The organism is Dyella sp. SYSU CM1112, assembly GCF_058216415.1.
The window spans coordinates 134821-158173 of sequence record NZ_JBZEGI010000001.1 but is presented as its reverse complement, the minus strand read 5'-3'; the positions used below and the strand labels follow the sequence as shown (position 1 = coordinate 158173).

The window sequence follows — 23353 nt, the reverse complement described above, 5'->3', positions numbered from 1 at the left end:
CCTACAATGCAGCAGATACCCAGGAGCCATGGATGAGTACGATCCCATACAGCGTCGCCCAACTCGCCGAACGCTTCGGTCTGGCATTCAAAGGAGATGGTGAGCGCATCATTGATGGTGTCGGTACGCTCACGGGCGCAGGGCCGACCCAATTGAGCTTTCTCTCCAACAGCAAATACACCGCTCAGCTGGCTCACACGCGCGCTGGTGTCGTCGTGCTCAGCAGTGAAGCGTTGGACAATTGCCCGACCTCGGCGCTCATTGCAGGCGATCCCTATGTAGCCTATGCCCGCATCGCAGCGCTATTCGAACGCCTGCCTGCCGCGGCGCCCGGCATACATCCCAGTGCCGTAGTCGCACCTGGCGCACATATAAGCGCCACCGCAAGCATAGGCCCATGTTGCGTTATCGACGAAGGCGCCGTCATCGAAGAGGGAGCGATACTCGGGCCCCACTGCATCGTCGGCCTTGACTGCAAGGTAGGCGCGCAATCGCGCCTGGTGGCAAGGGTCACCCTGGTTACACGCGTGACGCTTGGCAAACGCGTACTGGTGCATCCCGGTGCAGTCATCGGCTCAGATGGATTTGGCCTCGCCTTCGATCGCGACCATTGGGTGAAGTTGCCGCAACTCGGTGGTGTACGTATCGGTGACGATTGCGAGATCGGTGCCAACACAACCATCGATCGTGGTGCACTGGATGATACGGTGCTGGAAGAAGATGTTCGCCTGGACAATCAGATCCAGGTCGCCCATAACGTCTACATCGGGGCGCACACCGCCATGGCTGGCTGCGCCGCCGTGGCCGGCAGCGCAAAGATCGGCCGTTATTGCATGATCGGCGGCAATGCCGGTGTGCTTGGCCATTTGGAAGTTGCCGACCGGGTTACCATAACGGCCAAGAGCCTGGTGACTCATTCGATTCGGGAGGCTGGCGAGTATTCCTCCGGGGTGCCGCTGCAGGAAAACCGACAGTGGCGCCGCAATGCTGCGCGCTTCAAGCACCTGGATGAATACGCGCGTCGCTTAGCGGCGCTGGAGAAGGATAAGAACGATGACTGACAACACCGCTTCGATCACCCTGCCGGTGACCGTGGAACAGATTCAGCAATTGCTGCCGCATCGCTACCCGTTTCTGCTGGTGGACCGCGTGGTTGAGATTGTGCCGGAGCAAAGCGCGGTAACGTTGAAGAACGTGACCATCAATGAACCATTCTTCAATGGGCATTTTCCTGGTCACCCTGTCATGCCGGGTGTGCTGATCGTGGAGGCAATGGCCCAATCGGCTGGCTTGCTGACCCAGCTCAGCGCGCGCATGAAAGGTGGGTCGCCCAGCGCGCTTTTTTACCTTGCGAAAGTCGACAACGCTCGCTTCAACGCACCGGTGGTCCCCGGTGATCAATTGCGCATGGAAGTAAGACTCAAACGATTGTTGCGAGGCATGGGTCTGTTCGAGGCTCGCACCTTGGTGGACGGCAAAGAAGTGGCGAGCTGCGAACTGATGTGCGCCGCGAGGTCGGATAAATGATCCACCCCACTGCGCAAATCGATCCATCCGCCGTCATCGGCGCTCATGTACGCATTGGTGCATATACAGTCATTGGAGCCGACGTCGAAATCGGTGAAGGCACCGTTATCGGCCCCCATGTCGTGATCGATGGCCCGACCAAAATCGGGCGGGAAAATCGCATTGCGCAATTCGCCTCGCTCGGTGGTGATCCGCAAGACATGAAATTCAGCGGTGAACGGACCGAGCTGATCATCGGCGACCGCAACCTGATTCGCGAGTTCGTGACCATCAATCGTGGAACAGGCGATGGCGGCGGCGTGACCCGCATCGGCAACGACAACTGGCTGCTTGCGTACGTGCACGTAGCCCACGACTGCCAGATCGGTAACCACACCATCTTTTCCAACTATTCGGCCTTGGCGGGTCACGTCGAAGTCGGCGATTGGACGGTTTTTTCTGGTTATTCAGGCGCGCACCAATTCTGCAAGATCGGCAAACACGCGTTTATTGCGATGGGCTGCCTGCTTGGCGCAGATGTGCCCCCTTTCCTGATGATGGCCAACGATCAGGGCGGCCGCCCACGTGGCCTGAACACGACCGGGCTCAAGCGCCGCGGTTTCGAGCCCGATCGCATTACCGCCATCAAGCGCGCCTATCGCACGCTCTATACCTCCGGTTTATCGCTGGCTGAAGCCCGCGAACAATTGGTTGCGCAAGCCAAGGACAGCGAAGACGTGCGCGCCATGTTGGACTTCCTGGATCGCAGCGAGCGCGGGCTGGCACGCTGATCCTGTGCAATTGCATGCGATCGGATCAAACAGGGCCTTCGGATGGAAATGCGACCATGTCCAACAATGATCCAGGTCCTCTGATCGCCATCATCGCCGGCGAAGATTCCGGCGACCAGCTCGGAGCCGACTTAATCGCGGCCCTGCGCAGACACTACCCACAGGCGCGCTTCGTTGGCATCGGCGGCAACCGAATGCAACAGCACGGCTTCACGTCGTGGTACGACATCCGCGAACTTTCGTTGTTTGGTTTCGCTGAAGTCGTGAGCCACCTGCCACGATTGCTGAGGCTGCGCAGAGAACTAGTCGCACGTTTGCTGGTGGAAAAGCCCGCTGTGGTGGTTGGTATCGACGCACCCGACTTCAATCTCGGCGTTGAGCGGCGCCTGAAACAGACTGGACTAAGCACCGTGCATTACGTCAGTCCATCGATCTGGGCATGGCGCGAAAACCGTGCCGAAAAGATCGGCCGAAGCGTTAATCGCGTGCTATGCCTGTTCCCGATGGAACCTCCCATCTATGCGCGTCACGGTATCGATGCTCGCTTCGTGGGACATCCGCTGGCCGATCGCTTCCCTCTCGTTTCGGATCGCTTGCCGGCCCGTCGCACCTTGCAGCTGCCATTGGACGTACCGGTGCTCGCCGTCTTGCCTGGCAGCCGCCACTCTGAACTGGAACGCATGGGCGCGATCTTTCTGGAAGCCGCGCAACGCGTAGCCGCCGCCATCCCCGGATTGCGGATTGTGGTCCCCGCGGCCAACTCACGTGCTCTCGCCACGCTCAAGGGATTGCTTGCACGAGGCGCCAGAGAGGATTCCGCACCGATCTTGCTCGATGGACACGCACACGAGGCCATGCTCGCTGCCGACGTGGTGTTGCTTGCTTCTGGCACCGCAACACTGGAGGCCATGCTGGCCAAGCGTCCGATGGTGGTGGGTTACCGCGTTTCGCCGCTCAGCTACCGCATCGCCCGCATGCTCAGAATGCTGAAGACCGATGTGTATGCGCTGCCGAACATTCTTGCGCGTGCATGCGGGACGGATAAAGACGCATTGTTGGTGCCCGAGCTGATGCAAGATAACTGCATAGCATCCAAGTTGGCCGCCGCTACCCTCGACCTGTTTCAGGACAGCGAACGGCGCGGCACCATCGTTGCGGCATTCGAGCAATTGCATGAGATCCTGCGCGGTCACATGCCCGGACACGCCGGCGACCGCGCGGCAGCGGCGATCATTGAATTGATCGAGACTCCCGTTACGATAAGGCGCTGAGATTCCCGGATGCGCAGCACATGAAACCTACCGGAGCCACGTGTTCTTCGTCCGCCAGTATTGCGGACGGCAACGCCAGAACGCGTCCAGCGCGGATAGTCATCGCCGGAGTCGATGAAGCAGGACGTGGCCCGCTTGCTGGCCCAGTGGTGGTTGCCGCCGTCGCACTCAACCCCGAACGCGCGATTGACGGCCTTAACGATTCCAAAAAACTTAGCGAAACCAAACGTGAAGCGCTTTATCCACTGATCGTGGAATACGCGCTGGCGTATAGCGTCGTGGTGGTCGAGCGCGAAGAAATCGATCGCATCAATATCTTCCAGGCCACCATGGTCGGGATGACGCGAGCCGTCATGGAGTTGAACCCAATCGCCACCGAAGCATTGATCGACGGCAACCATCTCCCCAAAGATCTGCCCTGTGCCGCTCGCGCCATCATCGGTGGTGATGCCCTGGAGCCCGCCATCAGTGCGGCGTCCATCCTGGCCAAAGTCCATCGAGACCGTCTCATGGTCGCCATGGATGCCCGATATCCGGGTTACGGTTTTGCCGAACACAAGGGTTATTCAACGCCAGCCCATTTGGCCGCACTGAAACGCCTGGGGCCTTGCGAGGAACATCGTCGAAGTTTTGCACCGGTGAAACTTTTGTTGGATCAAGGTCAGCTTTTCTGAATCCCCGTGGCACGTTTTACGACGCGCATAATGTCCGACCAACTATGCAACCTTACCTATTGCGCTTGCATCCAAGCAGGTATAGGAATGGAGCCGGGAGATGGCTGCGCATACATGCCATGCCGAGCGTGACCATCGTTGTGCAAGGACGCTGCTGTTAGCCGTCCGGTGCTTTCGAAAACTATCAGACACCGGACTTCGAGGAGGGTGTCATGATGTTTACTTTCCGTCGCCGCTCAGCACTGAAGCTGCTGTTCAAGAAACACATCGCTGAGCCTGCCGTACCGCCGCCCGATGCTGACGAAGTCAAATTGCAGCATCTCGATTACGACCTGCAACCGTTGCAAGTGGAAAGCCTTTCGCACTACATCGAGCCGGCTTTGGAGCAGGAACGGTTCCGCGTGCACTGAAGCGCATTAGGTAGGAAGGAAAGGACGGCCGTCTTCGACAAAGAGGCTTATTCAGAGGTCGTTAGCGGCTGCCAGGCAATCCCTGCCGCAGATTGTTATCCTGCCGTGCATCAGCTCGAAATGGCAGCAGTTGTGGGCTATTGACCGCACTACCGGAACCATTTCCGGGGCGGTGTGGGCTTGTCAATTCTTGCTCCACCGAAGAGCCCCCGTTAGGCTGAGCCATTGCTTCGCGTGCGAGCCATGTCCGTCCGTTTCGTTCATCTGCATCTGCACAGCGAATATTCGCTGGTCGACTCGACCATCCGCATCAAGGCGCTGGTGGCGGCGTCCGTGCACGCCGGTTCGCCGGCGGTGGCGCTCACCGACGAATGCAACATGTTCGCGCTGGTGAAGTTCTACAAAGCATGCAGCGCGGCGGGTATCAAGCCCATCGGCGGCTGTGACCTCTGGATCAGCTCGCCAGACGATCCCCGTCCATGGCGGCTCACCCTGCTATGCCAGAACCGCGAGGGCTATCTCAATCTTTCCAGGCTGGTGTCACGCGCCTGGCGTGAAGGTCAGCAGGGGGGCCGCGCCCTGGTCGATGCCGCCTGGCTTACACCTGACACGACGTCTGGCCTGATCGCCTTGCTGGGGCGGGAGAGCGAAGGCGGGCGCGTAGCCGTGAACCAAGGTACCGGCCCCGCATCGATACGCATGCAGCCGCTATGCCGCCTGTTTCCAGATCGCGTTTATCTTGAACTGACCCGCTGCGGCCGAGAAGGCGAAGAAGCCTGGAATAACGTCGCGTTGACCCTTGCGGCCGAACTGGATCTGCCAGTCATTGCCAGCAACGACGTGCGATTCCTCAAACAGGATGATTTCGAGGCGCATGAAGCACGCGTCTGCATTCATCAAGGGCGCGTGCTGGCCGATCCCAAGCGTCCGCGCGACTACAGCGACCAGCAGTACCTTAAAACGTCCGAGGAGATGGCTGCGCTGTTCGCAGATGTTCCCGAAGCATTGGAAAACACCGTCGAGCTGGCCAAGCGCTGCAATCTGGAATTGTCGTTCGGCACCTACTACCTGCCCGACTTCCCGGTGCCGCAAGGCCACGACTTGGCCAGCTATATACGTGAAATCGCCCGCGAGGGTTTGAAAGAACGCCTGGCTGCGAGCCCCCTTGCCGCCGGCTATACCCTGGCGGACTACGAAGCCCGCCTGGAGCGGGAGCTGGACGTCATCATCAAGATGGGCTTTCCCGGCTACTTCTTGATCGTGGCGGACTTCATCAATTGGGGTAAACAAAACGGCATCCCCGTTGGTCCAGGGCGCGGTTCCGGTGCCGGCTCGCTCGTTGCATGGGTGTTGAAGATCACGGATCTCGATCCGCTGCAATTCAATCTGCTGTTTGAGCGATTTCTCAATCCCGAACGTATTTCGATGCCGGACTTCGACATCGACTTCTGCATGGATCGCCGTGACGAAGTGATCGATTACGTGGCGCGAAAGTACGGCCGCGACCACGTCAGCCAGATCATCACGTATGGCTCGATGGCCGCCAAGGCGGTACTGCGCGATTCGGGCCGCGTGCTGGGCATGGGCTACAACGCGGTCGACAAAATCGCCAAGCTGATTCCTGCACGCCCGCTCGATCTCACGCTGTCCGACGCCTTGGGTCGCTCGGAGAAAGCGCAGAAAGAACCGGATCGCGTCGTCAAGGAATTCTGCGACCTCTACGAACAAGATGAAGAAGCCAGGTCGCTGGTCGATCTGGCGCTGAAACTGGAAAGCCTTACTCGCAACGCCGGCAAACATGCCGGCGGTGTGGTGATCGGTCCCAAGCCGCTGACCGAATTCGCGCCGCTGTACTGCGAGCCGGGCGGCGCCGGGGTGGTGACGCAATACGACAAGGACGATGTGGAAGCTGTCGGCCTGGTGAAGTTTGACTTCCTCGGCCTGCGCACGCTCACCATCATCGACTGGGCCGTCAAGACCATCAACGCGCGCCGCGAAAAAAACGGGGAATCACCGCTTGATATCTCCGCATTGCCGCTCGACGACGTCGCCACCTACGACCTGCTGAAAAAAGCCCAGACCGTCGCGGTGTTCCAGCTTGAATCCTCCGGCATGCAGCGCATGCTCAAGGACGCCAGGCCCGACCGCTTCGAAGACATCATCGCGCTGGTCGCGCTGTATCGTCCGGGTCCGATGGACCTGATTCCCAGTTTCGTGGCGCGCAAACACGGCCGCGAGGAAGTGGAATATCCCGACCCGCGCGTCGAACCTATCCTCAAAGAGACCTACGGCATCATGGTCTACCAGGAGCAGGTGATGCAGATGGCGCAGATCGTCGGCGGCTACTCGCTCGGCGGCGCCGACCTGCTGCGTCGCGCGATGGGCAAGAAGAAAGTCGAGGAAATGGCCAAGGAACGCGCCAAGTTCCGCGAAGGCGCCGCCAAAGATGGACTGAGCGGCGAAAAAGCCGATGCCATCTTCGACTTGATGGAAAAGTTCGCCGGCTATGGCTTCAACAAGTCGCACGCCGCCGCCTACGCATTGGTCTCATATCAAACCGCCTGGCTGAAGGCGCACTACCCTGCCGAATTCATGGCCGCGACGATTTCGTCGGACATGGACAACACCGACAAGGTGGTGACCTTCCTCGACGAATCGCGCGCCATCGAGCTCACAATTCTGCCCCCCGATGTGAACGCTTCGGAGTTCATGTTCGTCGCCGTGGAGCCCAAGGTCATCCGTTATGGATTGGGGGCCATCAAGGGCGTCGGCCAAGGCGCCTGCGAAGCGATTGCCGATGAACGACGCAAAGGCGGCGCCTACAAGGACCTCGCCGACTTCTGCCGTCGCGTGGACCCCACCAAGCTCAACCGACGAGTGCTGGAAGCCTTGATCCTGTCCGGCGCCCTCGACGCGCTGGCGCCGACCCGCGCCAGTCTGATGCTGCAGCTGCCGGATGCGATCAAGGCCGCCGAACAGCACCTGCGCGACCGTCAATCGGGCCAGAACGACATGTTCGGCGCCATGATGGGGGCGATCGCCCCGATCGTTCAGGTGGAGCTGCCAACTGCCCCCGAATGGCCGCTGGAGCAAAAGCTGCAGGGTGAGCGTGACACGCTTGGGCATTATCTCTCCGGCCACCCTACCGACCCTTGGCGCGAAGAACTGGCCCAGCTCGCGACCTGCCCGCTCGGTGAAATCGCGGACCGCTACCAGCCACCCAGGCCCCGCAAAAGCGAGGGGGACGATGGGAACCGCTTCCGGCGTGGACCCGATACGCCCTGGACCGTCGCCGGCATGGTCGTAGCTGTGCGCAAGAGAGGTGATAGCGATGCCTTCGTACGGCTGGAGGATGGCACCGGCAGCATCGAGGTCAGTTTCTTTGGCGAGGTGTACCAGCAAGTCGCCCCACTGCTCACCCGTGACGAACTGCTCGTGGTGGAGGGTGGGCTGCGCATCGATGACTTCTCCGGCGGCGGTTTCCAGCTGCGCGCTCGCTCGGCCTACACGCTGGCCGATGCATGCCGCCGCTTTGCGCGACTTTTGCGGGTGAGGATCAACGGCATCGGACCCGATTTTGTCGCCCAATTCCGACAGGCCCTTGCCGGACATCGCGGCGGCGGCGCCAGTGTGCTGCTCAGTGGCTATCACAATGCGATCGCCCAGGCCGACATTGAATTTGGGCAAGAATGGAAAGTACACGCCATCCCTGAGTTGCTCCGTACCGTGCGCGGTATGCCGGGCGTATTGGGAGCCGGGGTGAGGATCGTCAAATCTGCGGAATAGTCCCTTGCCACCGCCGCGGGAAGGCCATGGCGTGCCATACGCCACCGTTCTCGCCCTGTCACCCTCCCCGGGTATACTGCCCCGCTTCTGTGCCACGTAAGTGACCGAATGAATCCCAATTTCCTCGATTTTGAACAACCGATTGCCGAGCTGGAGGCCAAGATCGAGGAGCTCCAGCACGCCAGCAGCGGCCAGGCATTCAATATCGACGATGAAGTCGGCCGTCTTCGTGAAAAGCTCAAGCTCAAGACCGCGGATATTTTCCGTGCGCTTACACCTTGGCAGATCACCCAGCTTTCACGCCATCCGGCTCGGCCCTACACACTCGACTACATCGGAGTGATGTGCGAGGAGTTCCACGAGCTGGCGGGTGATCGTGCGTTTGCCGACGATGCTGCCATTGTGGGTGGCTTGGGGCGTATAAACGGACGGTCCGTCGTCATCATCGGCCATCAGAAAGCGCGCGACACCAAAGGTAAGGTACGCCGTAACTTTGGCATGCCAAGGCCCGAGGGATATCGCAAAGCGCTACGCCTGATGAAGCTAGCCGAACGCTTCAAGCTGCCATTACTGACTTTGATCGATACGCCTGGCGCATACCCAGGCGTTGGCGCCGAGGAACGTGGTCAAAGCGAGGCTATCGCGCGCAATCTGCTCGAAATGGCTGAACTGAAAGTGCCGATCATCTGTACCGTGATAGGGGAAGGCGGCTCCGGTGGCGCGCTCGCGATCGGTGTTGGCGACCGCACCATCATGCTTCAGTACTCCACCTATTCCGTGATTTCGCCTGAGGGCTGCGCTTCCATTCTTTGGAAAAGTGCAGAAAAAGCCAAAGACGCAGCCGAAGCTCTGGGCTTGATCGCCCCGCGCCTGCTGGAACTGGGCCTAGTCGACAAAGTAGTCCGCGAGCCGCTCGGCGGTGCCCATCGCAATCCGCATTCGATGGCGATACGTCTGAAAGCCGTACTGCTGAACGAACTGGACAAGCTGGAAGCCATCCCGGCGCCTGAATTGCTGGAGCAGCGCTATCGTCGCCTGCGTGGCTACGGCGCCTATCAGGAATAGCTGGCTTGTAAGCCAAGCTCCCGTATCCGCGGAGATGATGGCCAGTGGGTTGACCGGGATCGAGTGATTGAACTGGCCCAGGCGCATTTCAGCAGCGCCCGTCTCGCACGGGCCGCTCGCGCGCTACCATCCTGCCGGGTCCCTAGGGAAAAGCATCCATGGCCAACGATCAAGCCACCAAACTCGCCGTGCTGATCGATGCCGACAATGCGCAGCCGGCTATCGCCGACGGATTGCTGGCCGAGGTGGCGAAATACGGCACCGCGCATGTGAAGCGCGCCTATGGCGACTGGACCGGCAATCACCTGAAAAGCTGGAAGGAACAATTGCTCACGCAATCGATCCAACCGATCCAGCAATTCAGTTACACCAGCGGCAAGAACGCCACCGATTCGGCCATGATCATCGATGCCATGGACCTGCTTTATTCCGGCCGATTCGATGGTTTCTGCATTGTCTCCAGCGATAGCGACTTCACGCGCCTGGCCGCGCGTATTCGCGAGTCGGGCCTTACCGTTTATGGCTTCGGCGAACGCAAGACACCTGAGCCTTTCGTCGCGGCCTGCGACAAATTCATCTACACCGAAATCCTTGCATCGAAGCCGGACGAAGAACAACCGCTCAAACCGCGCGCACCAGCACAATTAAAAAGAGACAGTGGGCTGATCAACTTGCTGCGTAACGCTATTGATGCCGCGTCTGACGACGAAGGATGGGCAGGACTGGGCGGGGTCGGCTCGATCACCACCAAACAACGTCCCAATTTCGATCCGCGCAGTTACGGTTATGGAAAGCTGAGTGACCTGATTGCCGCGATCGATCTGTTCGAACTCGATCGACGTAGCCCTGGCGAAGGCCGGCCCAAAGCCATCTATGTGCGCAACAAAAAGAAAAGCGGTGGTGTGTGAACAGCGGCGAGGCTTTAGTTCATACCTTGCAACAGGCACTGCACGCTCATCCGGACGGATCGCTTTGCGTCGCTTACAGCGGCGGCCCGGACTCCACTGCCTTGTTGCATGCCCTGGCGCACTTACCCGAAGCGCGCGCGCGCGGTTTGCGCGCCTTGCATGTGGATCACGGTTTACACGCAGAAAGTGTGCGCTGGGCAGCGCATTGCAAAGCTTTCTGCGCGGCCTTGGGACTGGTGTGCGACGTGCATGTCGCCAACGTAGATCACTCAGTCGGCATCGGCCTGGAAGCTGCTGCCCGGCATGCGCGCTACGCCGTTTTCATCCAACATCTGCATGCCGACGAACGACTGGTTTTCGGCCATCACCAGGACGATCAAGTCGAAACAGTCCTGCTCAAACTGTTGCGTGGCGCCGGACCGGAGGGACTTGGCGGCATGCGTCCTGAACGCCCGCTTGGGCGCGGTATCGCGTGGCGACCCTTGCTCGCTTTATCACGGAACTCGCTACGCGCATACGTTGAAGCACACAGTCTGCCCTGCGTGCAGGATCCGTCCAACGATGACCGGCGACTCGCGCGCAATCATCTGCGTCATGAAGTAATTCCGCTGCTCAAAGCAAACTGGCCGCAAGCGGCTCATTCGATCACGCATAGCGCCATGCTCTGCAGGGCTGCTGCCGATACCTTGCAACAAGATTGGCTCAGTGCCTTGGAAACCTTGCGCGATGACACGACGAACAGTCTGGACGCTCGGGCTTGGCTTGCCCTGCCATCCGCCTTGCGTGATCCGCTGCTGGCTTATTGGCTGCATGCTCAGGGCTTACCTGCACCGACCACCGCACAGCGTCGGCAGATCGAACGGCAGTGTGTAGCCCAGGATGGACAACAACCATGCATTCAATGGTCCGGAGCCGAAGTCCACGTGTGGAGATATCGTCTGTGGGCGATGGCACCTGTCAAACAAAGCGGGGCACCCAGTGACATGCTCTGGCATGGCGAATCGATGACCTTGCCTGATGGTGGTTTGTTGAGCTTGGAACCTTGCGCAAAGCTTCCTTTCGCGCTGCACATACGCTGGCGCCGCGGCGGCGAACGTATCAAGCCGGCTGGTGATCGTTATACCCGCGAATTACGCGCACTCTTTCAGAGCGGAGCGATTCCCCCATGGCAGCGCGACGCATGCCCACTCCTCTACGAAGGTGACAGGTTGATTGCCGTTGCGGACCGCTGGTTGAGTGCGCGCGCCGAGGCGATTTTTCGCGAGGCTGGCGTACGCCCACGCTGGCGTCCCGGTCGTTAGAATAGGCACTGGACCCTCGGAAGCGTGCACGGCACAAATGTTTCGCGAGGTTGTACGAGGGCAGTGATTGATTCCGTTCGTGCGCTGCGTTAGCGTTCCGGCCATGGCCAAGTCCACTTCTGCTCCCGCTGAAACCACCCCTGTCGCTGATTTCGAGCGTTCCCTCGACGAACTCGAACAGCTTGTGGCACGGATGGAAGGCGGTGAAATGAGCCTGGATGAATCACTCAGCGCCTTTGAACGTGGCATCGGACTCTATCGGCACTGCCAGCAGGCGCTCGACCAGGCCGAACTGCGCGTGCGCCTGTTGCTCGATCCGGATGCACCGGAAAATACCGAGCCGTTCGAACCCTGAGTTTCCCCTTCTTTTTGAGGGGGAGCACACCGGCTTATTTGATAAACCGCAACGTAAATGGGTAACGGTAGCGCACGCCTTCGTTCGCTTTAATGGCGGCAACGATGGTGAGCACTAGCCACGCCACGCCGATGATCACCCACAGCGGAATCGCCACGATTAAGCCGATGCCGAAGGTGACGATCGACAAAACCAGCAGCACCAGTGAAGCAATCGCTACGGTGATGTTGAAATTGAGCGCCTCCTTGGCCTGATCATTGACGAAGGGCATAGTGTCCTTCTTGACCAGCCAGATCACGAGTGGCCCGACGAAGCAGGCCCATCCGCGACCGAACGACGCTGTAAGCAAACCACCCAGCAAGGCCGACAAATGGGCCAACATGGCCCAGGTACGTTCCTCGGCGGGAATATCGCCACCGAACGGCTCACTCGGCGGAGGCGGTACCACAGACTCGGGCGGAACGCTCATACGCATCTCCTGGCAAGTCGTGCAGACATCGGCCGATGCCGGTGCGGCATCATCCTAGCAGGCTGCGCAGGAACTTGCTGCGCCCATCCCGAGCCAGACGAAGTGAGCTATTCGCCTGCCACCGTCATACGATCCAGCAGAATCGAGCCGGTGAGCACATGCGAGCGCTTATCCACATCACCACCAACCGCCACAATGCCCATGAACATGTCGCGCAGATTGGCAGCAATCGTGATTTCTTCCACGGGATAGGCGATCTCGCCATTCTCCACCCAGAAGCCCGCCGCGCCGCGTGAATAGTCGCCGGTAATCGTGTTGACGCCCTGCCCCATGACTTCGGTCACCAGCAAGCCTGTACCGAGACGGCCAAGCATGCCGCGAAAGTCGTCCGCCGCACCACCATCGGCGTGTCCCGGCTCAACCACCAGATTGTGAATCCCCCCAGCGTTGCCGGTGGATTCCAGTCCCAGTTTTCGCGCCGAATAGCTGCCCAACACGTAGCGAGCCAGCACGCCGTTTTCGATCAGGGCGCTGTCTTGCGTCGCAACACCTTCTGCATCGAAGGCTCCGGAACCCTGTCCACGCAGCAGATGCGGGCGTTCCACGATGTTGAGCCACGCCGGCATGATTTGTTTGCCGGCATGATCGAGCAGAAAGCTGGCGTGGCGATAGAGTGCCCCGCCACTGACTGCGCCAATCAAGTGGCCGATCAATCCTCTCGCCACCTCAGGCGAAAAAAGCACTGCGCTTTGCCGTGTCGACAATCGTCGCGCGCCCAATCGCGCAAGCGTGCGCTCGGCTGCTTTATCGCCCAATTCGCGCGCGCTCATAAAATCATCGGCGCTGCGTACACTGTCGTACCAGTAATCTCGTTGCATGCCCGCCTCGTCACCGGCAATCAGCGACAACGACAGCGAGTGCCGCGTACCGCGCTCCCGCCCGATGAAGCCATGCGAGTTGGCGTAGACAGACAGGCTTTCACCCATCTGCACACTTGCACCGTCGGAATTCGTGACGCCCGTATGCGCGCGCCCGGCAGACTCGATTTGCTGGCCCAGCTCGATGGCGTCGACGGTATCGATCGCCCAGGGATGCCACAGATCAAAATCGGGAAATTGCGTGGCCATGCGCGACCCGTCGGCAAGTCCGGCAGCGGGATCCTCTTCGGTATAGCGTGCGATGGCGCAAGCCTGATCCAACGTGGCCTGGATGGAATCCGCATGAAGGTCGGCGGTGCTCGCCGAGCCTTTGCGCTGCCCGAAATACACGGTCAAACCGAAACCGCGATCACGCGTGTGCTCTACCGTTTCCACTTCGCCAAGTCGCACGTTCACGTTGAGGCCGGTATCGACACTCGCCGAAACCTCAGCCTGGCTGGCGCCGGCAGCACGAGCACGACGGATCACGTCCTCGGCCAACCCGGCCAATCGATCGAGCTCTTTTTGGCTGCTGTCCTGGCTGATGGCAACATCATTCACGTGAGTTTCCTGCTGAGCTAATGGATACAATAAGAGCCTGACCCGAGTTCTGAGCCATGGGTCAGGTTTTGCTACATGGGGCCGCCCAGACCCGTTGCCAATACTTGAAAGGTTGCCACAGGAGCGGCTCATGTCCATAGCCATAGGTATCTACCGTCACTACAAGGGCCAGAGTTATCGCGTGATCGGCACTGCCCGTCACAGCGAAACCATGGAAGAGCTGGTTGTCTATCAAGCGCTTTATGGCGACCACGGTTTGTGGGTCCGCCCGGCCACCATGTTTGCCGAAACCGTGGAATTGGACGGCGAGCCGATTCCGCGTTTCGCGCTGGTCGATGCCGAACCGACCAGAAGCGCCGGCGCAGAATGAATCGACATTCCCCTCCCTTCCAGAGCGTTGAACGAAAACCGCCGTGAACCGTACTTACACCGACGATCCCGACCACGACTACGGCCCTACACGCAGCCAGCAACGGCGAGAAGCGCTGGCCGTGTTGGCATTGGCCACTCAACTGTCGGAACTGCCGCCGAGCAAGTTGGCGCGTGCCGAGCTGCCTGAAGACGTAATGCGCGAAATCGACGCACTGCGCCGGATCAACTCGCACATCGCACGCAAACGCCAGCTTGGCTTTCTCGCCAAAGTCATGCGGCGGCATGATGACGAAACATTCGATGCTGCGCGCGCCATGCTGGGAGAAAACCGTGACCAGCAGCGAAAAGAAACCGCAACGATGCATCGTTTGGAAGCGCTGCGCGAACGCTTGCTGGAAAGCGATGAAGCACTGCAGGAGTTTATCAATCAGCATCCTGCTATCGATCGCCAGCATGTCCGTTCATTGATCCGCCAGGCGCGGGTTGAGCGCGATACGAACAAGCCACCGCGTGCTTATCGAGAAATCTTCCAACTGCTCAAGGAAGCTGCTTCGACTGGCGATCAGGAAAACTAGGGTCTGTTTACACTACTGGCGTGGTTGCTGTTTGCGCGCCCGACAGGGAAGAGCGAAGGCGTGTACGTCAGTACACGACTGAGCGATGACGCGGTATGGCAGCGCAAATAGACGCAGCCGTTCGCGTTGCCAGGAGTGTAAACAGGCCCTGGCCACGCGACGTCACGGGCGCAGAGACCACGGATCAAGCATCCCCACCGTGCTTGCCAAGGCGTCCGAATGCACGGCCTCTATCACACCGTGTGAGATTTCTTCGTGCGTCAGCCAACGCGAACCGGATGGGTCGTGCATGAAACCTAGCGCAATGGATCGATAAGCCAGCCCCGGCACCTCAAAGCGGGCACGCCGCGCACGCATGTTGGAATCCGGCCGGGCATCGTCGCTGCCCAGCACATGGAAGAAGCGTAGAGGCGTGCCATACGCGGCCAATTGCTTTGCCAGCCTCAAGGCTGGCTCTTCACTGTGAAACCAGGCCAGCACAAAATCAGGACTGCCCACCTCGGCGACCCGCGCCGCGATGCATCGTGCGAACGCAGTCACCTCCCGATAATCCACCACGAGACGAGCGCATCGCTCGCTGCGGGGAATGCCCTCGGTCGCTGCCGCGAGAGATTCAGGAGACCGTGCCAACCACGAAGCAACGCGAGCATGCGCTGTGATGAAGCGCGAGGCACCGGCCAACATGCCAGTGCCCCCGACCACCATGGCATGCTGCCAGCCCGGCTCGAAAGGACGTCCCATCCACACTACTCAGCCGATCATTACGTGGCAGATCAGGATGCGGTACCACCCACCGTCATGCTTTCCACACGCAGTGTCGGTTGGCCCACACCTACCGGGACGCTCTGCCCATCCTTTCCGCACACACCGATGCCTTCGTCGAGCGCCAGATCATTGCCGATCATCGACACGCGCGTAAGCACATCTGGACCGCTGCCGATCAACGTGGCGCCTTTCACCGGCGCGGTCACTTTGCCATCCTCGATCAAGTACGCCTCACTGGCCGAGAACACGAACTTGCCGTTGGTGATGTCCACCTGGCCGCCGCCGAAATTCACAGCGTACAAACCTTTTTTCACCGAACGAATGATTTCCTGCGGGTCGCGCTCCCCCGCCAGCATGTAGGTATTCGTCATACGCGGCATCGGCAATTGTGCGAATGATTCCCGCCGGCCATTGCCGGTGGGTGCCATATCCATCAGGCGCGCGTTGAGTTTGTCCTGCATGTAGCCCTTGAGGATGCCGTCCTCGATCAGCGTAGTACATGAGGTCGGCGTCCCTTCGTCATCGACGCTTAGCGAACCGCGACGACCGGGCAAGGTACCGTCATCCACAACAGTCACGCCTGGTGCCGCCACCCGCTCACCGATACGTCCGGCAAACGCCGAGCTGCCTTTGCGATTGAAGTCGCCCTCCAAGCCGTGACCGATGGCCTCATGCAACAGCACGCCGGGCCAACCCGGCCCCAACACCACCGTCATGGCGCCAGCGGGAGCATCCACGGCATCAAGGTTGACCAGGGCCTGGCGTACAGCCTCGTCCGCAAATGCCTTGGCGCGCCCGTTTTCCAGCAGCTCGCGGTAACCGTAACGACCACCGCCGCCTGCATAGCCCTGCTCGCGCCGGCCATTCTGTTCAACGATCACTTGTACGCTCAAGCGCACCAACGGGCGGACGTCCGCGGCCAGCGTGCCGTCCGAGCCGGCAATGAGTACGGTATCGAGCGTGGCGTTCAAGCTCACAATGACCTGCTTCACTCGCGAGTCGCGCGAACGCGCATAGGCATCTACTTCACGTAATACAGTGATCTTCTCGGGGTTGGGCAAACTGTCTACCGGATCGATGGCGGGATAGAGCGGCTTGATGCCATTGACGGCCAACGGCCGACCGGCCCCGTTGCCGCCTTGTGCGATGGCGCGAGCAGCCTTGGAAGCTTCCAGCAACTGCGGGAGCACGATCTCATCGGAATAAGCGAAGCCTGTCTTCTCGCCGCTCATGGCGCGCACGCCCACACCCTGTTCGATGGCATGGCTGCCATCCTTGACGATGCCTTCCTCCAGTACCCAGGATTCACTGCGAGAATGCTGGAAGTAGAGATCGGCAGCATCGATGGAAGGACCCATAAGCTGCGTAAAAACCCGCTCAAGGTCACCAGTGGCCAGACCGCCAGGAGCGAGCAGGCGACTTTCAGCTTGGGCGATAAGGGACTTCATGCGATAGCTACCGTGAGAATGCGTTAGTGAAGGAAGTATGGGCTAAACCGGGCGCTTAAAGAGCGCGCATCCCATCGCTAAGGATGGGCCGGCTGGCCGGTCGTGGAAGAGGCCGCTGGCGCGGTAGTCGTGCTCGCTCCAGCAGCTGCCTTGGGAGGGTTGGCAGGTACCGTCTTCTCTTGCGGGCTTGATCCTGTCGACGTGAAGACCGGTTTGTCCCAGCTGCCGGTGACGTGGTAGCGCTGAATGGCAACATGATTGAGCCCCTTCCCCAACACGGTCTGCACAGCCAACCCCGCTGCAACACCGATCGGTCCGGCCACCACCGCGCCAACCACCGGCAGGCTGTTGCCGATATGCGGAATGATGACGACCTGCTGGTCATAGTCCCGGCGGCGTAACCCCGTGCGACCGGTAACGGTGATTTCCGCAGCCGGCCCATGCACTTTCAGATTATTCGTATAGGCGCTGCCGTTGCTGAGCTTGAAGTCACCGGTGATGGAGTCGAAGCCAAAACCCTTGCCGAATACGTCGTTGAAATCGAAAGACAGTCGGCGGGGAAATTCAGCCACCGAAGCAAGCCCGAAAAGGCGTCCGCCCACGCCTGGCGAGGCTTTGGGAATGCTGCCATTGCTGACCGCCACGCTCAGTGTGCCATCCATATTGCCGAGTTCGAATGCCCACGGTCCTCCCGGCCACGTCGCATTGAGCTGCGCATGCGTCTTGCCGCCATCGAAGATACCGTCATAGCCGAACGCATTAAGCATCTGCCCGATATTGTGTGCATCAAAATCCACACGTAGATGGGTACTGCTTTGGGTCGGCGTGCCGTTCCAATCACCGCTGCCGCTGATCTGCACGCTTCGCGATTGCGTAGAAAGCTGATCGATGTGCATGCCATTAGGCGTCGGCCAGGTCTCCAGCCGCGCTTCACCCAGCTTGGCATCATCCAAGCGCAAATCGTGCACCCAGATATGCAAAGGCGGCATCCCGGCCGGATCGATGCCCGTATTGGCCGGGTCCGTCACGGGCACCGGCACAGGCGCCTCACCGGGTTTCGGTGCCGGCGCCGTAGGTTGCTTGGGCCAGTAAAGACGCTGCATGCGCGCAGTGATGCCGCGCTTGCTTAGCTCCACTGTCGGTACGCTGAAATGACCCGCTGCCAGCTTGCTGTCCACGTCGAGCTCAAGCGTGTCCGTTGTCGGCTTGGCCTGGATCTGCATCTGTGTGAAGTCCCGACCAAACATCTCGGCATGATCGGTCGTGACGTCGATGGTCTCCAGGCTCATGCCGTTGCCGCTCGCTGCACCGCCGATGGATTGCTTGACCCATCCCGTCACATCCAGCTCGGATGCATGGCCACGAATGCGCATGCCTTTCGCTGGAAGGTTGTCAGGCATCTGGTCACCGAAGGCGAACGTCGCGGCAAGCGGCAACTGATCACCGGCAGGCAAACGCAACCGTCCCCGCATGACGTCTCCAAGACTTACTTGCATATCCGCGCCTGCAACGGGCATGCCGATCGACACGTGCAAGGGCAGCGTACTTTCTGCCGGCTTGTCCAGTGGCACGGGGAATTTCAACGCCACACCCGATAAGGGCGAATCGATACTCAGTGTTTGGACGTCCGAACCCTGATCCGCCGCATGTGCAATTTGATAGCCGATGGTGAACGGGCCACGTCCGTTCGCGATATCACCCAGCCATTTCAGTTGCGGATATCCCTGCAGCAATTCCGAAACGGCATAGCTGCCATCGAGACTGGCGGACATCACGACACCCGGGTCGTTCGTCGCTCTGCCAATGGCGAGATCCATTTGTGACGGTTCACCCCGGAATCCGCCGGCAAGCGGGCCAGCATGGAATCCATGGGCGTCGAAGCTTGCTGGACCATTCATCTGATCGAGCTGAAGATTCCATGCTGGCGCACTAAGGTCGACATCCTTCAGGTTCGCCGTGCCGTTTAGCAGGAAGGCATGCATATCCTTTGTCGGCAGCGACAGATGGAAATCGAAGTTGCCGGTGCCTCCCAGGTTGAGCTTGGAAAGTACATCCGCATGCTTGTTGGCGATCGGGCTATGGCTGACGAAATTCAGCAGATCGGATGCATTGCCTTCGCCTGTCACATTGAGATCCAGCGTCGCGTGACCCAGCTCGGGAATCACTGCCACGGCCCGGCTTACTTTTACGCCTAGCGAATCACCCTTGCTGGCTTCCACCAGCATGCCCATGTCGATGAAGTTGGCGGTAGCGTCCACGTGTTGCGCCGCTGGCCAGCTCTTGCCGTAATCCAGCGTGAGGTCGCTGATATCAGCATGCGCCTCGAAACGTCCTTCATTGTGATGGAACGGCCAATTCGCCAAACTCCCGTGCACCAGCACTGCCGCATCATCGACTGTGCCGGAAACGAGCGCCTGATCCAGCCATCCAATGGCGCGGGGAGATAATCCCTCTATCGGCCAAAACAGCTTTGCAGCGCTAATGTCCGCATGTGTCAGCGCAAGATAGACGTCCAGAAACGGACGTCCTCCCGCACTCGGCAATGCAATGTCACCTTGGGCATTGCCGCCGTAACCCTCGCCTTCGAAATCCAGGCTCGAAATACCGATATGGGTTGCCTCATCATCACGCCAAAACGCAATGCTGCCTCCAAGCTGGCTCATTACGAATGGGTTGCGGAAGATGTGCGGAGCACTGATCGTTATGGCTTGCGCAGGCAGCTCAAGCGACACCGCCTCTGCATCACCGCGCACTTCACCATGCAAATGATCCACACCCGGCAGCTTGCCTACCGATGTCATACCAAGGTTGTCGAACGCGCCGTACAAACTTTGCAATCCTCTCACCGCGCTCCAGTGAAAGGTCGCTCGCGTCACTTGCCCGTGGGGCCGCCCACTCGCCACCCATTGTGCCAATCCGGGTGAAAGCCCGGGCTTCAAGCCTAGCCACGGCATCAGTGGCGCAAGTTGCAGATGACTGGCTACGGCAGTGATATCGGCCTGGGGCGTGCCAAAGTGACGGATGTCGACACGCAAGGCACCGCCATCGCCATCCACCCAGCGAACGGTGTAGCCCCCTTCCTGGCGGCTGAGTTCCGCAACACCGTTCAGATCTGTCACCCCGGCTTTGACACCCGTGGGACTGGTGACCGCCAGATCACTGACATGGAGTTGGAAGAGATCACGCACAATTTGGCTGTGGTGCCAATCCATCCAGACCGAGACATTGCCGTGGCCGCTATCGATGGTGTACCCACCCAGGTCGAAGCCCGCGACCATGCCATGAAAATCGACGTTTCGCGCCGCCAGCCAGAGTCGCCCGCTGGCACCATCGTCGCGGAAGCGCCCGGCCGCCTGCAGAGATCCCGCGGTGCCAAGCCGACGCACGCGCGCACCTACACGAACGTGGCTGCCTTGATGGGTCAGGCGCAACTGGTCGGCAAGTAACGTGTAGTGCTTATGGAGAAGCTGATCCTCGATATCGACACGCAGATTGTCTAGCCATAGTTCGACCGAAAGATGGCCAAATGAAACGTTTTGGCGTTCGCTCCCTCCTGCCGCGCCGATGCCGTTGACATGCCAGCGGCCACTCACGTCGCGCGTCAGGTCCAACTCCAGCCCACTGGCCTGCAGGTTCAATAGATGCCGCGATGGCAGCAGCCAGCCCCCAAAATCCAGCTTCAGATCGACTTCGGGGATGTGCAGGGGGCTCCCCCCCATGCCTGGTCCGATGGTGACATCGTGCATCACGAAACGCGGTCCGGAAGGCTCCCAACGTCCTTGCAGGGAAACAAAGCTGACTTGACGTTGTAGCCGATTGCCAAGTGTTTCGGCGACCCACTGAGGATGTTTGGCCAGCAAAGGCAGCAGCACTTGCGCCAGCGCCGCCATGATGGCGAGCACAATGACCACCACGCCCACTGTCCAGCCGAGTGCGCGCGTAAAACGATGTACCACCGAGTGTCGACGCACGTTCACCGGACGCCCACACTGAGAGCCGGCTTATAGCAATACGACATCGAACTGTTCCTGCGAGTAATGCTCCTCCGCCTGGAAGCGTATGCTTTTGGAGATGAACTCTTCCAATTCGGCTACCGCAGTGGACTCCTCCTCGAGAATGCGCCCCACTACTTTTGGGCTAGCCATGACGAGCAATTTTTCGGCGTTGAATTGACGGACCGCGCGGGTGATCTCGCGGAATATCTCGTAGGTCACCGTTTCGGCCGTTTTTACCGTGCCGCGCCCCATGCATGCCGGACAGGGTTCGCATAGCTGACGCTCCAGGCTCTCAGTCGTGCGCTTGCGTGTCATCTCCACCAGCCCCAGCTGCGACATGGGATAGACCGTGGTTTTGGCGTGATCGCGCGCCAACCCTTTTTCCAGCATGCGGATGACCTGCCGTTTATGTTCCTCATCTGTCATGTCGATGAAATCGATGATGATGATGCCGCCCAGGTTGCGCAGCCTTAACTGACGCGCCGCCGCTTGCGCCGCTTCCAGGTTAGTCCGATAAACGGTTTCCTCTAGATTGCGTGTACCAAGATAGCCACCCGTGTTGACGTCAATGGTGGTCATCGCCTCTGTCTGGTCGACGATCAGATAGCCACCTGACTTCAACGGCACCTCCTTGCGCAACGCCCGCTGGATTTCGTCTTCCACACCATACAAATCGAAAATGGGTCGCTCACCCGCATAGTGCTCGATGCGATCGTCCAGACTTGGCATGAACTTGTGCACGAATTTGGTGACTTTCTCGAAGGTCTCGCGCGAATCGACGCGTACCTTCTCAATATCGTCATTGAGCAGGTCGCGCAGGGCGCGTAGCGGCAACGACAGTTCTTCGTAGACGCGGTCACCGACTTTGGCCTTCGCAATATTTTCCTGCACGACTCGCCAGACCTTGCCGAGATAAGTGACATCGAACGCCAGCGATTCGGCCGACTGTCCTTCTGCATTGGTGCGGACGATATAGCCAAGCGGGTTTTCGCCAATCAACGACGTAAGTACCTCTTTGAGGCGCTGGCGTTCATTCTCGTCCTCGATGCGAGTGGAGATACCCAAGGTGCGCGCGTGCGGCAGTAGCACGAGGTAACGCGAAGGAATGGAAAGATGGGTGGATAGCCGGGCCCCCTTGGTGCCGATGGGGTCCTTCACCACCTGTACCACGATTTCCTGGCCCTCATGCACCAACTCGCTGATGGAGGGCATGTGCCCATTGCCCCCGCCATTCGCAGGATGCAGGTCCGCCCCTTCGGGCAGCGGTGGCCGCACGATGTCGGAAGCGTGCAGGAACGCCGCCCGCTCTAGGCCAATATCGACGAAGACCGCCTGCATGCCGGGCATAACGCGCTGCACCCGACCTTTGTAGACATTCCCGACATAACCACGCCGCGACGCGCGCTCCACGTGCAATTCTTGCAGCATGCCATTTTCCACCACGCCGACTCGCGTCTCGCGTGGGGTCACATTGATCAGGATTTCTTCGCTCACCGACTTCCCCGAAGCTAATGGGTGCTCGCACCCCTCTGCATTTATAACGGCTGTGTGCGAGCACTGTCGATGCGCGATGCATGGTTCCATGCTGTACTGCCGCGTTCGGTAAAGTAATGGTATGAGTCCCCCTGACCACCGTTTATCAGTCAACCAGGCCGAGCCGAGCCGCCCCATTCTCCCTGACGTATTACGCCCGGGATTGCAGCTAGTGTTCTGTGGAACCGCGGCAGGGAGGCGGTCTGCCGCAGAGCGAGCCTATTACGCCCACCCGGGCAACATGTTCTGGCGTGCCCTGTTTCAGGCCGGTCTCACTCCCCGGCTGCTCGCCCCGCAGGAATTCCCCCTGCTGCCCTCCTTTGGCATGGGTCTGACCGATCTGGCCAAACGTCACGCCGGCAACGACAATGAGCTTCCGAAAGACGCTTTTGACGTGCCAGGCCTGCTAACCAAGATCGACCAACACGCTCCACGCGTCATCGCCTTCACCAGTAAGAACGCTGCACGCGCCGCATTAGGCGTCGAAATCACTTACGGCTTGCAGGAACGGGCATTCGGCAGCACCAACGTATTCGTACTGCCCTCTCCATCCGGGCAGGCACGCGGGCACTGGGACTGGACGCACTGGATCGCGCTGGCCGCTTACGTAAAGACGCTCAGACGACACTAACGCGCGCATCTTTTTTTACG

At 59.8% G+C, this 23353-nt stretch carries 20 protein-coding genes; 14 read left to right on the top strand and 6 right to left on the bottom strand.

Going from position 1 to position 23353, the window contains the following annotated elements; translation table 11 throughout:
* Window positions 1–32: 32 nt before the first annotated feature.
* The 11 genes from lpxD to AC4HNJ_RS00800 all read left to right on the top strand — a co-directional run bounded on the left by lpxD (window position 33) and on the right by AC4HNJ_RS00800 (window position 12067).
* Complete coding sequence (gene lpxD / locus AC4HNJ_RS00850; protein ID WP_490477631.1) at window positions 33–1061, top strand: UDP-3-O-(3-hydroxymyristoyl)glucosamine N-acyltransferase; 1029 nt, start codon at window positions 33–35, stop codon at window positions 1059–1061.
* Window positions 1054–1527, top strand: coding sequence for a 3-hydroxyacyl-ACP dehydratase FabZ (gene fabZ, locus AC4HNJ_RS00845; RefSeq protein WP_490477630.1), 474 nt, complete (start codon window positions 1054–1056; stop codon window positions 1525–1527). Before lpxD ends, fabZ begins: the two co-directional genes overlap by 8 nt.
* Window positions 1524–2297 carry an acyl-ACP--UDP-N-acetylglucosamine O-acyltransferase gene (gene lpxA / locus AC4HNJ_RS00840; RefSeq protein ID WP_490477629.1) on the top strand — a complete coding sequence of 258 codons (774 nt, stop codon included), beginning with the start codon at window positions 1524–1526 and terminating at the stop codon, window positions 2295–2297. The genes fabZ and lpxA overlap by 4 nt, the downstream gene beginning before the upstream one ends.
* Window positions 2298–2353: 56 nt before the next feature.
* Entirely contained in the window at window positions 2354–3568 is a 1215-nt protein-coding gene (gene lpxB / locus AC4HNJ_RS00835; protein ID WP_490477628.1) for a lipid-A-disaccharide synthase, read from the top strand.
* A 20-nt stretch (window positions 3569–3588) separates the two neighbouring features.
* Window positions 3589–4242, top strand: coding sequence for a ribonuclease HII (rnhB, locus tag AC4HNJ_RS00830; RefSeq protein ID WP_490477627.1), 654 nt, complete (start codon window positions 3589–3591; stop codon window positions 4240–4242).
* A gap of 212 nt (window positions 4243–4454) precedes the next feature.
* Window positions 4455–4652: a hypothetical protein gene (locus tag AC4HNJ_RS00825; RefSeq protein ID WP_490477626.1), complete on the top strand. Its 198-nt coding sequence runs from the start codon at window positions 4455–4457 to the stop codon at window positions 4650–4652.
* 243 nt (window positions 4653–4895) lie between these two features.
* Entirely contained in the window at window positions 4896–8438 is a 3543-nt protein-coding gene (gene dnaE / locus AC4HNJ_RS00820; protein WP_490477625.1) for a DNA polymerase III subunit alpha, read from the top strand.
* A gap of 108 nt (window positions 8439–8546) precedes the next feature.
* Window positions 8547–9503, top strand: coding sequence for an acetyl-CoA carboxylase carboxyltransferase subunit alpha (locus AC4HNJ_RS00815; RefSeq protein ID WP_490477624.1), 957 nt, complete (start codon window positions 8547–8549; stop codon window positions 9501–9503).
* A gap of 158 nt (window positions 9504–9661) precedes the next feature.
* The gene (locus tag AC4HNJ_RS00810) at window positions 9662–10411 is read left to right on the top strand and encodes an NYN domain-containing protein (RefSeq protein ID WP_490477623.1); all 750 of its coding nucleotides are present in this window, start codon (window positions 9662–9664) and stop codon (window positions 10409–10411) included.
* The gene (gene tilS / locus AC4HNJ_RS00805) at window positions 10408–11712 is read left to right on the top strand and encodes a tRNA lysidine(34) synthetase TilS (RefSeq protein WP_490477622.1); all 1305 of its coding nucleotides are present in this window, start codon (window positions 10408–10410) and stop codon (window positions 11710–11712) included. Before AC4HNJ_RS00810 ends, tilS begins: the two co-directional genes overlap by 4 nt.
* A 103-nt stretch (window positions 11713–11815) precedes the next feature.
* Window positions 11816–12067 carry an exodeoxyribonuclease VII small subunit gene (locus AC4HNJ_RS00800; RefSeq protein WP_490477621.1) on the top strand — a complete coding sequence of 84 codons (252 nt, stop codon included), beginning with the start codon at window positions 11816–11818 and terminating at the stop codon, window positions 12065–12067.
* 34 nt (window positions 12068–12101) lie between these two features.
* Here the strand turns inward: AC4HNJ_RS00800 and AC4HNJ_RS00795 are convergent, their stop codons facing one another.
* The gene (locus AC4HNJ_RS00795) at window positions 12102–12536 is read right to left on the bottom strand and encodes a DUF4870 domain-containing protein (RefSeq protein ID WP_490477620.1); all 435 of its coding nucleotides are present in this window, start codon (window positions 12534–12536) and stop codon (window positions 12102–12104) included.
* 107 nt (window positions 12537–12643) lie between these two features.
* A complete protein-coding gene (pmbA, locus tag AC4HNJ_RS00790; protein WP_490477619.1) occupies window positions 12644–14014 on the bottom strand; it encodes a metalloprotease PmbA in 1371 nt (456 codons plus the stop codon).
* A 130-nt stretch (window positions 14015–14144) separates the two neighbouring features.
* Here pmbA and AC4HNJ_RS00785 point away from each other — a divergent pair, with 130 nt between their 5' ends.
* Together AC4HNJ_RS00785 and yjgA are read left to right on the top strand one after the other, a co-directional pair.
* Window positions 14145–14384 (top strand): DUF1653 domain-containing protein, encoded by a 240-nt coding sequence (locus tag AC4HNJ_RS00785; protein ID WP_490477618.1) that lies wholly within the window; start codon window positions 14145–14147, stop codon window positions 14382–14384.
* Window positions 14385–14427: 43 nt separating this feature from the next.
* Window positions 14428–14961, top strand: a complete 534-nt coding sequence (gene yjgA / locus AC4HNJ_RS00780; protein WP_490477617.1) for a ribosome biogenesis factor YjgA — start codon at window positions 14428–14430, stop codon at window positions 14959–14961.
* A gap of 162 nt (window positions 14962–15123) precedes the next feature.
* On the opposite strand, the gene AC4HNJ_RS00775 is transcribed toward yjgA, so the two are convergent.
* The 4 genes from AC4HNJ_RS00775 to rng all read right to left on the bottom strand — a co-directional run bounded on the left by AC4HNJ_RS00775 (window position 15124) and on the right by rng (window position 22663).
* On the bottom strand, window positions 15124–15702 hold the full coding sequence (locus AC4HNJ_RS00775) for a Rossmann-fold NAD(P)-binding domain-containing protein (RefSeq protein ID WP_490477616.1): 579 nt from the start codon (window positions 15700–15702) through the stop codon (window positions 15124–15126).
* A gap of 32 nt (window positions 15703–15734) precedes the next feature.
* Entirely contained in the window at window positions 15735–17174 is a 1440-nt protein-coding gene (tldD, locus tag AC4HNJ_RS00770; protein WP_490477615.1) for a metalloprotease TldD, read from the bottom strand.
* Between the two features lie 77 nt (window positions 17175–17251).
* A complete protein-coding gene (locus tag AC4HNJ_RS00765) occupies window positions 17252–21151 on the bottom strand; it encodes a YhdP family protein (RefSeq protein WP_490477614.1) in 3900 nt (1299 codons plus the stop codon).
* Between the two features lie 24 nt (window positions 21152–21175).
* Window positions 21176–22663: a ribonuclease G gene (gene rng, locus AC4HNJ_RS00760; protein ID WP_490477613.1), complete on the bottom strand. Its 1488-nt coding sequence runs from the start codon at window positions 22661–22663 to the stop codon at window positions 21176–21178.
* A 121-nt stretch (window positions 22664–22784) separates the two neighbouring features.
* Here rng and AC4HNJ_RS00755 point away from each other — a divergent pair, with 121 nt between their 5' ends.
* The gene (locus AC4HNJ_RS00755) at window positions 22785–23333 is read left to right on the top strand and encodes a mismatch-specific DNA-glycosylase (RefSeq protein ID WP_490477612.1); all 549 of its coding nucleotides are present in this window, start codon (window positions 22785–22787) and stop codon (window positions 23331–23333) included.
* Window positions 23334–23353: the final 20 nt, after the last annotated feature.